General features: G+C 68.2%; 16 protein-coding genes. 8 read left to right on the top strand and 8 right to left on the bottom strand.

All coding sequences use genetic code 11. The annotated features are described in order from the left end of the window. Positions 1-29: 29 nt before the first annotated feature. Positions 30-413 (top strand): DUF7522 family protein, encoded by a 384-nt coding sequence (locus NOW55_RS16015; protein ID WP_256401115.1) that lies wholly within the window; start codon positions 30-32, stop codon positions 411-413. Position 414: 1 nt separating this feature from the next. Next, positions 415-897 (top strand): cation:proton antiporter regulatory subunit, encoded by a 483-nt coding sequence (locus tag NOW55_RS16010; protein WP_256401114.1) that lies wholly within the window; start codon positions 415-417, stop codon positions 895-897. Positions 898-946: 49 nt separating this feature from the next. Here NOW55_RS16010 and merB read toward each other — a convergent pair whose 3' ends face one another. Beyond that, the gene (gene merB, locus NOW55_RS16005) at positions 947-1,567 is read right to left on the bottom strand and encodes an organomercurial lyase (RefSeq protein ID WP_256401113.1); all 621 of its coding nucleotides are present in this window, start codon (positions 1,565-1,567) and stop codon (positions 947-949) included. A gap of 75 nt (positions 1,568-1,642) precedes the next feature. Here merB and NOW55_RS16000 point away from each other — a divergent pair, with 75 nt between their 5' ends. Further along, positions 1,643-2,008, top strand: a complete 366-nt coding sequence (locus tag NOW55_RS16000; RefSeq protein ID WP_256401112.1) for a winged helix-turn-helix transcriptional regulator — start codon at positions 1,643-1,645, stop codon at positions 2,006-2,008. 1 nt (position 2,009) lies between these two features. Here NOW55_RS16000 and NOW55_RS15995 read toward each other — a convergent pair whose 3' ends face one another. The 4 genes from NOW55_RS15995 to NOW55_RS15980 all read right to left on the bottom strand — a co-directional run bounded on the left by NOW55_RS15995 (position 2,010) and on the right by NOW55_RS15980 (position 7,049). Next, positions 2,010-2,525, bottom strand: a complete 516-nt coding sequence (locus tag NOW55_RS15995) for a DUF4188 domain-containing protein (protein WP_256401111.1) — start codon at positions 2,523-2,525, stop codon at positions 2,010-2,012. 85 nt (positions 2,526-2,610) lie between these two features. Continuing rightward, a complete protein-coding gene (locus NOW55_RS15990) occupies positions 2,611-2,889 on the bottom strand; it encodes a hypothetical protein (protein ID WP_256401110.1) in 279 nt (92 codons plus the stop codon). Positions 2,890-2,971: 82 nt separating this feature from the next. Continuing rightward, positions 2,972-5,053, bottom strand: coding sequence for a RecQ family ATP-dependent DNA helicase (locus NOW55_RS15985; RefSeq protein WP_256401109.1), 2,082 nt, complete (start codon positions 5,051-5,053; stop codon positions 2,972-2,974). An 82-nt stretch (positions 5,054-5,135) separates the two neighbouring features. After that, positions 5,136-7,049, bottom strand: a complete 1,914-nt coding sequence (locus NOW55_RS15980; RefSeq protein WP_256401108.1) for a hypothetical protein — start codon at positions 7,047-7,049, stop codon at positions 5,136-5,138. A 361-nt stretch (positions 7,050-7,410) separates the two neighbouring features. Here NOW55_RS15980 and NOW55_RS15975 point away from each other — a divergent pair, with 361 nt between their 5' ends. Both NOW55_RS15975 and NOW55_RS15970 read left to right on the top strand, forming a co-directional pair. After that, positions 7,411-7,947, top strand: coding sequence for a halocyanin domain-containing protein (locus tag NOW55_RS15975; protein ID WP_256401107.1), 537 nt, complete (start codon positions 7,411-7,413; stop codon positions 7,945-7,947). A 164-nt stretch (positions 7,948-8,111) separates the two neighbouring features. Then, positions 8,112-8,645, top strand: a complete 534-nt coding sequence (locus NOW55_RS15970; protein ID WP_256401106.1) for a universal stress protein — start codon at positions 8,112-8,114, stop codon at positions 8,643-8,645. Between the two features lie 116 nt (positions 8,646-8,761). Here the strand turns inward: NOW55_RS15970 and NOW55_RS15965 are convergent, their stop codons facing one another. The 3 genes from NOW55_RS15965 to NOW55_RS15955 all read right to left on the bottom strand — a co-directional run bounded on the left by NOW55_RS15965 (position 8,762) and on the right by NOW55_RS15955 (position 10,334). Then, positions 8,762-9,046, bottom strand: coding sequence for a hypothetical protein (locus NOW55_RS15965; protein WP_256401105.1), 285 nt, complete (start codon positions 9,044-9,046; stop codon positions 8,762-8,764). Positions 9,047-9,059: 13 nt separating this feature from the next. Next, positions 9,060-9,581: a DoxX family protein gene (locus NOW55_RS15960; RefSeq protein WP_256401104.1), complete on the bottom strand. Its 522-nt coding sequence runs from the start codon at positions 9,579-9,581 to the stop codon at positions 9,060-9,062. 66 nt (positions 9,582-9,647) lie between these two features. Further along, positions 9,648-10,334 (bottom strand): cupredoxin domain-containing protein, encoded by a 687-nt coding sequence (locus NOW55_RS15955; protein WP_256401103.1) that lies wholly within the window; start codon positions 10,332-10,334, stop codon positions 9,648-9,650. A 131-nt stretch (positions 10,335-10,465) separates the two neighbouring features. Between NOW55_RS15955 and NOW55_RS15950 the strand changes: the two genes are divergently transcribed. Genes NOW55_RS15950 through NOW55_RS15940 form a run of 3 tightly spaced genes read left to right on the top strand, consistent with a single transcriptional unit; the run spans position 10,466 to position 11,395 of the window. Continuing rightward, positions 10,466-10,816, top strand: a complete 351-nt coding sequence (locus NOW55_RS15950) for a helix-turn-helix domain-containing protein (RefSeq protein WP_256401102.1) — start codon at positions 10,466-10,468, stop codon at positions 10,814-10,816. Between the two features lie 7 nt (positions 10,817-10,823). Then, positions 10,824-11,123, top strand: a complete 300-nt coding sequence (locus NOW55_RS15945; RefSeq protein WP_256401101.1) for a DUF7521 family protein — start codon at positions 10,824-10,826, stop codon at positions 11,121-11,123. Beyond that, positions 11,120-11,395 carry a DUF7521 family protein gene (locus tag NOW55_RS15940; protein WP_256401100.1) on the top strand — a complete coding sequence of 92 codons (276 nt, stop codon included), beginning with the start codon at positions 11,120-11,122 and terminating at the stop codon, positions 11,393-11,395. Before NOW55_RS15945 ends, NOW55_RS15940 begins: the two co-directional genes overlap by 4 nt. Positions 11,396-11,447 lie beyond the last annotated feature (52 nt).

Below are 11,447 nucleotides of genomic sequence, written 5' to 3'. Positions count from 1 at the left end.
CTTTAGCCTGCTGACAGGGTAGCGCCGCTATGCAGAAGTTCTCCTTCGACCGGCTGGTGACGTTCCTCGACGAGCGGTACGGGGACGACCTCCGCTGGGTCGCCAACTACAACAGCCGGACGTACGAGTACCGGTTCCACCACGTCCGCGACGACCTCACGACCGAGTTCACGGAGAACCAGCTCGACTTCCTCGTCCACCGGTCGCTCGCCGTGTACAACAAGCGCCACGCCGAGGAGGTGTACTTCAACCTCGGCGCGGCCGACTCCCTCGTCGTCGACTACGAGAACGGCACCGCGCTGCACGTCTTCCTCGACGACCGTCGCGGGGTCACCATCGTGGTCGAGCCGACCGTCTCGGTCACCGTTCCGGACCTCGTCGACGAGTGCCGCGAGCACATCGACGTCGCCTGAGATGAAGGTTTACGAGACGGAGCTCCCGGGAACCGGCGTGCGGTACACGCTGCAGTTCGGCGACGACGGCGCGCTCGTCGTGCTGCTCCACAACGATGGCGACCGGGAGCTGTTCTGGCGCGACGCGGCAGACGACGACGCGGACCGGCTGTTCCGGGTCGACGAGGACGACGCCCGCAAGCTCTCGGCCATCCTCGAGGGGACGTACTTCCACCCGGTCGACGAGGGGCTGGAGGACGTCTTCGAGAACGCCCGCATCAGGTGGGTCCACGTCGCCACAGCGGCCCCGGTCGCGGGCCGGACGGTCGGTGAAGCGAGCATCCGGTCCCGGACGGGCGTGACGGTGCTCGGGGTCCGCCGTGGTGACGAGACCATCACAGAGGTCGACGCCGGGACGGCCATCGACCCAGACGACGTGCTCATCTGCGTCGGCAGCGAGGAGGCCCACGACCGCCTCCGGGCACTGCTCGCCGGGGCGTCGTAACGGCAGCGTACCCGCCGTCGCGACGGGGCGTCGTCGATCCGGCCGGCACTCACTCGGCGAATGCGGCCGCGATGGGCAACCCCGCGGCGATTGGCACCCCCACGGTGGCCGCGTCGACGGCCGCCGCCCACTCCCGGTAGCTGTCGCGGGACGGGAACGCCTTCACGTACGGACAGACCTGCCCGTACACCGCCTCGGCGGTCGGGTCGGTGACGGCGGCAGCGTCGGTCGCGATGCCGAAGGACATGACCGCCTCGGGTGGCGAGGTCTCGACCTCGCCGTCGGGCGTCACGCGCAGTTCGATACCGGTCCCGGCCGGACTCTCGGTCCGTATCTCGACGGGTTCGTCCACGAGGTACGCCAGCGCGACCCCGTCGTAGAAGCAGCGGAACCGGTACGTCTCGCCGGCCGCCCGGGCGACGTGGGGCGTCTCCCCGTCGACGTGACAGAGGTCCTCGACGGCGAGTGCGCCACCGGCCCCCTCGCGGGTCGCCGCGACGAAGTCGTCGAACGTCTCGACGGGGCCGGTGCCGAAGAACGCGGTCATCACGCGGCCCACGTCGTCGGGGAGCAGTGCCGACCGTACGGGTCGGTCGTCCACCCACCTGTCGGTCCCTTCGGTCGGTCGTTCGGCTCCCGAACCACCGCAACTGCAGGTTTCGTCGGACATGCACCCTTGCTTCGATATTCAAAGTTAAATACTGTCGAGTCCGAAGTAACGAAGCAGGTGCGACCGATCGAAGCCATGTCAGACCAGGACGAGACGGCGGCCGGAACCGACCGTACCGACACCGAGAGCCCCCGCTGTTACTGTCCGCTCGGGGGTGTGATGGACCTGCTCAGCCGAAAGTACGCGATGCAGCTCGTCTGCGTCGTCGGTGCCCTCGGCCCGGTCCGCTACGGCGAGGTCGCGGACGCCTTCGGCGACGTGAGTAGCTCGACGCTGTCGACGCGGCTCGACGAGCTCGTCGCGGCGGGCTACCTCTCGCGCGAGCAGTACGCCGAGATCCCGCCGCGCGTCGAGTACGAGCTCACGGACGACGGCAGGGAGCTGTGCGAGCGGCTGGAGCCGCTGCTCGAGTGGGCCGAACGCCGGGACCAGCTCCCCTGAGTCAGTCGCGACGACCGGGACTGTCCGCGCCGGTGTTCGGCAACTCGTCGTCCGCAATCCCGAGTCGCTTCGCGGCGGTCTCTCGCGAGCCCTCGGCCGGTTCGAGCGTCCCGGCGGCGCCGAGTCCGAACGCCGGCATGTTGTTGTAGACGGTCTCGCAGTCGTCGGGGTCGACCCGGTACGTCTCGTGGAAGATGCCCACGTCGCCGGTCGACCCGCTCGACTGGTCGTACTCCACCCACGCCGGCAGATGCTCCTGCTCGATGTCGCGGGCGTACTTGCGGAGGTGCTCGAACGAGTCCCAGTACTGAACCATCACGACCGTCCGCGTGTTGACCGTGGTCTCGTAGTGCAGCAGGCCCGAGTCCGCCGTGGATTCGAGCTCCCGGAGCATCCGCGGCATCGCCAGTGCGACCGGCAGCCACCGGTGGAGCTTCCAGCGGCTGTTGATACGCATCCCGATGAGGAACACGACGAACGGTTCGTCCATCTCCGCGGTCATCCGGCGGTCGTGCATATCTCTCACGTCGGAGCCCAACGCCGAGCGCCTTTCACCAACATGTTGGACGGGCGGGTGCTCGGCACCCGTGGACGACGAGCCGCTACGAGTCCCGGAGTGCGGTCGCGACGGCCTCGAGCTCCGCCTTCCGGAACGCGCTGCTCGCCCGGTCCGGGTCGTCGTCGTCCAGCTCGCCGATCTTCCAGAGGATGCCGGCCCGCATCCGGGCTTTGGACGGGAGCGACCCCGTCCCGATGTCGTACTCCACGGCCTCGCAGATGGCAGCGAGCGCCTCCTTGGTGAACGCCGTCGATTCGACCCGTTCGTACCGTCCCACCGCCTCCCTGATCTCGTTCCGGAGGTCGTCGACAGTTCTCGCCATACGTACCACGCACGGCGGAGCGTTCTGTATATTCCGGTGGGCTCGGGCCGGCACGGCCCGAACGACAGTTGCCGGTGCGGGTTCACCACCGCGTCCGCTTCGCGAGCGCGAACGGGTACACCGGCCCGCTGTCGGCGTCTCGGAGCGTCATCCCGGCCTCGGTGAGCGTCCAGCGCGTGTCGACCAGCTCGTCGACCAGCAGGACGGGGCCGTCTCGAACCGGCTCCCGCACCTCGAAGACGCCCTCGACGTCCCAGCGCTTCTGGTACGAGTTCTTCAGCTCCGCGGGGGGCGCGGTCGCCTCGACCTTCGCCAGCGTGGGGACGTAGGGGACCTCCAGCCGCGCCGCGATACGGGCAGCGAGGTCCTCGACCCGTCCCTCCCCGGCGAGCGACGGCACGGCCGTCACCCAGGCAGGTTCGGGATCGGGGTCCCAGACCTCCGTGACGTGCGAGACCGCGGCGTTGACCAGCTCGTCGCCGTAGGCTCCGTCGCGTTCGTACTGCTCGCGGACCGTCGCGCCGAGGCCGGGGTCGCCGTAGTTACAGAGGGCGCGACCGTCCGCTGGCTTGCGTTCTTCGTCTATCTTCGTCTTCCCACCCTCGCGCTGGGGCATGTAGTAGCGCGGGGAGAGCTCGCTCCACGACTCGGCCTCGTAGTGCTCGACCGCGGCCGCGACGAGCGCCTCGTCCCGGGCGGTCCGCGGGAAGAAGTCCCCGGCGCAGTTCGCACACTGGCCACAGGGCTCGTCGAGCGAGCCGTCGAGCACGTCGTCGACGAACCGCGTGAGGCAGTCGTCGGACGCGACGAAGTCCTGTATCTGTCCGAGCTCGCGGTAGCGCTGGGCCGTGATGGACTCGATGCGCTCGTGGTCGTAGGACCACCGCTTGTTGGTGCGCTCGAAGCCGTCGCCGACTCTGAGCACCGCGTTCTCGACCCGGAGGATGTTCAGGCACTTCGAGGCGACCTTCCACGAGACGTTCGCGCGCTGGAGCACCTCGTACCTGTACAGCGGCGCATCGGCCTCCTCGATGGTCCCGAGCACGAGCTCGAAGTCCGCGGGCGAGGGGAACGCGGACTCGATGAAGTACTCCGCGATGTCGTCGTCCTCCTCGCCGGAGAGCAGGACGGCGAACGCCTCGTCGAGCCCGCGGCCCGCGCGGCCGATCTCCTGGTAGTACCGGATGAGGTTCGGCGGCCGCTGGAAGTGGACCACCCAGCCCAGGTCGGGCTTGTTGAACCCCATCCCGAGCGCGTTCGTCGCCACCAGCGCGTCCACCTCGTTGGCGAGCAGCGCGTCCTCGAGGTCGCTCCGTCGGTCGCCGTCCATGCCGCCGTGGTACGGCTCGACGTCGAGGCCCTGCCGGTTCAGCCACGCCGCGACGAGTTCGACCTCGTCCGTCGTCAGGCAGTAGACGATGCCCGACGACGGCAGCTCGCCGCAGTTCTCCGCCAGCCACGCGAGCCGCTCGGCCCGGGAGTCCAGCTCGACGGTCTGGATGCGCAGCGACTCCCGCACGAGGTCGCCCCGGACGACACGCAGGTCGGGCACCTGTCTGGTCACGTCGTCGACGACGCGGTCGTTCGCCGTCGCCGTCGTCGCCGCCACCGGGATGTGGTCCGGCAGCTCCTGCAGGATGCGCCTGATGCGCCGGTAGTCCGGCCGGAAGTCGTGCCCCCAGTCCGAGATGCAGTGGGCCTCGTCGACCACCAGCAGGCCGAACTCCTCGTGCATCTCGGCGAGCACCTCGGCCTGGAACTCCTGGTTCGCGAGGCGTTCCGGCGAGATGAGCAGGACGTCGCAGTCGCCGTCGACGACGCGTCGCTTCGCCTCGTCCCACTCGTCGGTGTTGTTCGAGTGGATGGTGTACGCGTCCAGGTCGAGCTGTGCGCTCGCGTCCTGTATCTGGTTGCGCATCAGCGCGAGCAGCGGGCTGACGATGAGCGTCGGGCCCTCGCCCCGCTCCCTGAGCAGCTTCGTGGCGATGAAGTACACCGTGCTCTTGCCCCAGCCGGTCCGCTGGACGAGCAGGAGCCGCTCCTTCCAGTTCACGAGCCCGTCGATGGCGTCCCACTGCTGGGGCCGGAACTCGGCGTCGGGACCGATGCTCCGTTCGAGCAGCGCCTGGGCCTCCGCCTTCGGAACCTCGGACGGCGTGTTCACACCTCTCATCTGCCGGTCATCGGTGATAAATGGTGCTACGGCGCGAGGCAGATGCGGGGGGAGTCCCCGCGTTCGGGTCCACTCAGTAGCCGCTGAGGTTGAACTCCGCCAGCTGGGTGAACGTCGTGATGCCCGAGCTGTGGGGAACCTCGTCGGTCCGGCCCTCCATCAGGAGCCAGAAGAGGACGGGCTCGCCCTGGATGGACTCGCCGTCGACGTACTGTGCGGGGTGGTAGAAGCCGAGTTCGGCCTGGGCGTTGAGCACGCGCAGGGCCTCGCCGATCTCGTTCTCGTGCGGGCGGACGACGACGGCCTCCTGCGTGTCGTCGAGCGGGACGTCGATGGTCTCGCTCCCGTCGGGGTTGGAGAAGCGGACGACGCTCTCCTCGTCGCCGACGAGGTAGAACTCCGACTCCGGCGTCGTCCAGTCGTCGCCGTCGAACACCTGCGTGGTGACGCCGTCGGTCGTCCCCGGCGTCGGCACGGTGAGCCAGTTCTCCAGATAGTACTGGGCAGGCCCGCTGTGCTCCCGGTCGCGGTAGGAGTAGAACTCGGTGACGTAGCCCGGCCCCTGGCGCATCCACACCGGCATGAACACGCCGTCCTCGTAGAACTGGTAGTTGATGTAGTAGTTGTACGGCGCGAAGCGGTGCCCGGAGTGGAAGTCGCGGGCGTTCTCGACCGCCCCGGTGTGGTAGTGCGTGCGGATGTTGAACCCGCTCGGCCGGCCGTCCTCGGCGGGGTACTCCGTCATCCCGAGGACGCCGGGGCCGCCGAGGCTGAGGCTGTGGATGTCCCAGAACAGCAGTTCGCCGCTGAACACCGGCTCGTCGGTCGGGAACATGAACTCCCGCGTGTTCCGCCCGTTCCGCTCGGGCAGGTCGTAGCCGGTCGACGTGCTGAACGGCGCGGTGAGCGAGAACACCGGCGAGCCGTTGTAGCTCGCGCTCACCTCGGCACCGACGGTCCGGGGGCCGGACCACTCGACGGTCCAGCCGTCCTGCTCGATGGTGTTCGGCGGCTCCTCGATGCGGTGGTAGCCGTTCGGGGCCGTGATCTGCGGGCGTTGCATCATCGGCGGGACGGGGACCTCGCCGAGCACGGACTCGCCGGCCGGGTTCGTGTCCCGGGCGAGCTGCATGATGGGGTGTTCGACGAAGTCCTCGACGACGTGCAGGTCGAGCAGCTCGAGCTCCTCGCCGGCCACGTGGATGAAGCCGCTGACGACGAACAGCTGGTCGCCGTCGTACACGTAGTAGATGACGTTCGAGACCTCGCCGTGGGGGTAGTCCTCGTACGCGGTGATTATCTCGGCGGCCTTCACCATCGGGTACCACTCGTTGCCCTCGAGGTGCTGCCAGACCTCGTCCATGTCGAGGACGAAGTCGTGGCGCGCCCGCTGGGTCTCGTTCCAGCCACCGCGCGGCCACGTCACGTCGGTGGGGTCGGTGATGTGCAGCCCGAGCAGCTCGTCGGTCCGCCGGTCGACGAGCCCGTACGCGACCTGCCGGTCCGTCGCCGTCACGTCGAACTCGCCCGACTCGCGGCCGCCCTCGACGGTCATCCCGGTCGTGCCCTGCACGCTGACGGCGTCGAGCCGGTTCGTCAGCGGGTCGTACGCCTCGAAGGAGGCGACCCAGTCGCTGGCGAGGTCGTTGACCGCCGGGTCGGCGACCAGCGCCTCGACCGCCTGGCGCTTCCGGTAGCTCCACAGCTCCCGGAAGCCGAACTCGCTGACGTCCCGCGGCCCGATTCGACGGGCGGAGGTGATGCGCTCCCCCGGCTCCGGCGGCTCCTCGGGCTCCTCGGGCTGGGTCGTTGTCTGTTCGGCCGTCGTCGTCGGCGGCGTCGTCTGCGTGTCCGTCGGGGTATTCGGGGCGGCGTCCCCCGACGTGTTACACCCCGCGAGCGAGGTGCCCGCGGCGACGCTCATCGCGGCGATGAACCGTCGCCTGCTCGTCTCCCCGATCCGGTCACGGAGCTCCTCGGATGTCATGGATTAACACACTAGGGAGTCGCCTGTCGAGCATAAACCCGGGTGACCTTTGAACCGCGCAGCCGCAGAAATAGGACGCTAGACGTGTCGCTGCGGCAATGAATGGTCCCCGGTGTGCACTCGACGGGCGGCCACGGTCCCCGGTCGTCCCACCCGCCGTCGGCTCGCGCTCGCCGCGCGACCTAGGCGGCGCGTAACCGCCGCGCATGCCCGGCCGAGTCGTCGGGGGACCGGCGATTGCACGCGGTCGAACGGGCGTCCACTGCCGAGACACGTCGCCGGTGGACGCCGGAGTAGTGACCGATTACCGCCTGTACGTTCCCAACTACTATTGCAGTGCTCTCACAGTGTAGGACCGACGATGAGCCGACACTGTAGCCGCCGCACGGCCGTTCGGAGCGCCTGTGTCGTCCTCGCCGGGAGCGTCGCCGGCTGTCTCGGCGGCGACTCGACCGACGCGGGAACGGACCAGCCCGAGCCGACGACCGCGCCCCCGGCGACGACGACCGCGCCGGCGACGACCGCCGCCGGGACCGAGACCGCCAGCCAGCCGACGGTCGAATCGTTCCTCTCGGAGACGAGCAACTTCGACGGTGTCGTCGACCGGACGGGCAGCGACGCCGTCGGCGTCGACGTCGGCGTCGAGGCCAACGGTGCCTTCTACGGGTTCGGCCCGGCCGCCGTCCGTGTCGACCAGGGGACCACCGTCACCTGGACGTGGACCGGACAGGGCAGCACACACAACGTCGTCGCCAGACACGGCGCGACGTTCGCGAGCGAACAGACCAGCGAGGAGGGCCACACCTTCGAGCAGGTCTTCGACGAGTCGGGGACCGTGCTGTACGTCTGTGAGCCCCACGAGGGCGTCGGCATGAAGGGGGCTGTCGTCGTCGAGTGAGCGGCCCGTCGAGTGGCTGACGACCGCCCGCTCGATACTAGGTGTATTATCGGCTTCGGGAGTGGTAATGGGAAGCACTCTTGCGGGGCCCCCGTCGTCTCTCAGGGCGTACCGATGCTGGACGTTCAGCACGACCCGCTGCCGCGACGACGACGGAACCCCACATGACCGAACTCTCGACAGACGCGTTTCCACCCTCCGAGCTGACCGACGTCTTCGAACGACCGCCCGTGCGGACCGAGACGGTGCTGCTCCCCGTGGGCCCGTCCGACGGCCACCGCGTCGCGGACCTCGCGGCCATGGCCGCCGAGGCCGCCGGACTGCTGCAGACGACGGTGCGCATCCTGCACGTCTTCACCGAGTCCCGGTACGAACGAGCGTGCGAGGAACTCGCGCCCGCTGCCGACGCGGAGCTCTCGCCCGACGAGGCGGCGACGCACGTCGAGCCCGTGCGAGGGGTCGCGAGGCAGCTCTCCACGCCCCTGCGGCAGTACGGCACGACGATGGACGTCACGGGCCGGGTCGGCGACGACGTGAGCCAGGAGATCGTGGCCGCCGCCGAGGCGGTCGACGCGAAGCGGGTCTTCGTCGGCGGCCGCAAGCGGAGCCCGGTCGGGAAGGTCCGGAACGGGAGCACGGCACAGCAGGTGCTGCTCGACGCACCCTGTCCGGTGACGTTCGTCCGGGACTTCGAGTGAGTGGGTCGGACGCTGTGGGACGGTGGGATTGACAGCGTCGGGCTGCAGAAATCCCCTCGCACCGCTCGCTCCGACACGGCCATCGTCGTCCGGGGGTCCGGTGCGGATGAACGCCCTCACGGGTCACCGCCGCGTGAGGCGATGATCGACCGACACACGCGGGAGAGCCCCCACGCGAGAAGGACGAGGAAGCCGAGCGCGATGGTGTACGCCCGGAGCCGGGGGGAGAACGACGTATGGACGACGACGATGTCCACACCACCGACACTTTCGGTGACGTGAGCGCTCCCGACGAGCGTCTCGAAGAAGCCCATCACGACCAGCCCGAGCAGGACGAGGGCGAGTCCGGTGGCGAGCGCTGCCTCGTCGAGCCAGCCGTAGTCCGGGTGTGGCGGTGACATCTCTCCCATCACCTCAGCCGAGCAGGTACCGCAGCCATGGTCTGTCCCTCACGGTGCTCGTCGTTTCGAGGTACGAGTCGATGCCCCAGACGCGGCCGGCACCGAAGACGATGATCGTCACGAACAGGACGAGCCCCAGCAGGTCGCCGTTGACGAGGCCGCGCCGCCAGTGTTCGGACCCGAAATAGAAGACGAACATCATGAACGCCCCGAAGAACGCGGCCGTTCGCGTCAGGGCACCCAGTATCAGCCCGACGCCGATCAGCAGCTCGCCGAGCGGGACGAGCGCGTCGATGGCTGCCTCCGTCGTGCCGCCCGCGAACGCGTTGAGAACGGGCGAGACGATCGTGCCCCTCTTCTCGAGGAACCAGCCGGCCCCGAACGACCCCGGCGTGGCGTACTTGTTCAACCCCTCGTGAAGGAACCACCAGCCCACGAGCAACCGGAGGAAGACGAGCCAGTAGCCCGTCAGCTTCCCGGACAGGTCCAGCGTGTACTCCCGGCCGAGCACCGTCATCCGAACCTGTTGTACCATGGGTGGTGGGGTCTCGAGCAGCGACGAGGCGGTTACCGTGTGCCGTTCTGGAATCTCAGCGGGTGCCTACGCTTCGGTGTGGGTGCCGTCGTCGTGGCCGTGGCCGTCGTCCTCGTGGCCCGCACCCATGATCTCCCGGACCATCGTGTTGAGCTCCTCGAGCTTCCCGTGCACCTCCTCGGGCTTGTCGTCCGGCATCATCTGGAGTGCCTGCTGGTCCTCGAGGTGCGGCTCACCCACGATGACGGTCGCCATCATCCCGAACTGTTCGTGGGGCGTACAGAGGTAGTGGTAGACGCCCTCGGTCTCGAAGGTGTGCTCGAACGTCTCGCCCTCCTCCGACATCGTTCCACTGTCCCAGGCCGCCGTCCCCTCGGGGACGAGTCGCGGCTGGTCGTTGCCCGGATGGTACGCGGTCGCGGTGTGCGTGCCGCTCTCGAGGGTCCACGTGACCGTTCCACCGGGCTCGACCCACGTGACGTGCGGGTCGAAGTGGTACTCGGTCGAGCCCTCGGAGCGGGCCGTGTTGACCTCCACCTCGCGCGACGCTCTGGGCTCGCTCACCGTGTCGTGGCCGTGCGCTTCGTCCCCGTGCCCGGGCTGGTCGTCCTCCCCCGCGTGTTCGTCCGACTGCGTCCCTCCAGCTGGCGGGCTGGCTTCGCTCGACGCGCCGAGACAGCCGGCCAGACCGGCAACCGACAGGCCGGCGGTTCCTTCGAGCAGTTTCCGTCGCGTGAGTTGTGGGTGGCTCATAGCACAGGTCACCGTACAGTTCGAGATAGGATGGCCGGGGAAATAGGGGGGGTTCCTGTTTTGCACGTGGCGCAAAACTCTCTCTCTTTTAACCTCCTGCGGGTAACTACCACGTATTGCAAGGAACAGCCGTGTCCAACGACGAACACTCCGACGAGGTCCTGGAGCTGCTCGGGCAACAGCGAGTCCGGCAGATACTGGCCGCGACGAGCAGCGAGCCCCGGTCGGCGAAGGAGCTCGGCGAAGAGTGTGACGTCGCCCTCTCGACGATCTACCGCCGGGTCGAGGACATGATCGAGGGCGACCTGCTCGTCGAGCGGACACGGATCGAATCGGACGGGAGCCATCACAGCGTCTACGAGGCGAACATCGACCACCTCGACGTCGATATCGAGGACGGCATCATCGACGTCCACATCCACGTCCGTGAGGACGCCGCCCAACGGTTCTCGCGCATCTGGAACGACATCCGGGAGAGCTGAATCAACCATGCACATCGAACTCGTCATCGCGAAGCTCGTCACGGTCGGACTGGGGCTGTTGATAACCTACCAGGCGTACAAAGGATACCGAACGTACGGCAGCGAGCCGATGCGCTACGTCGCCATCGGGTTCCTGTTCATCAGTATCGGCTCCGTCATCGAGGGCATCCTGTTCGACGTGTTCGACCTGTCGATATTCCTGGCGGGAACCATCCAGACAGCCATCGTCGCAATCGGCATGCTCGTCATCCTCTACTCGCTGTACGGTGAGATACCCCAGCAGGGGAACGAGGGTGATGGCACGTGACCACCCACTGGGAGCTCGCGCTGGTCGGCGTCCGTCTCCTGCTGCTCGTGATGGGTCTCGCGACGACCGCGATCAGCTTCCGCGCGTACCGCCGAGCAGGCACTCGATACCTCCGTGACGCCACGGTCGGATTCGGACTCATCACGCTCGGTGTTCTCATCGAGGGCTTCCTCTACCAGTTCACCGGACTGACGCTCACGCAGGTCCACGTCGCCGAATCCGTGGCTATCGTCCTCGGACTCGCCGTCCTCCTCCGCTCGTTCCTCGACTGACCCGTGACCCGGCGGACGACGCCGGCTCTTTTGACACGACACCGACGAGGCC

The organism is Haloarchaeobius litoreus, from assembly GCF_024495425.1.
Taxonomy (GTDB): domain Archaea; phylum Halobacteriota; class Halobacteria; order Halobacteriales; family Natrialbaceae; genus Haloarchaeobius; species Haloarchaeobius litoreus.
This window is presented reverse-complemented; position numbering and strand designations above follow the sequence as displayed.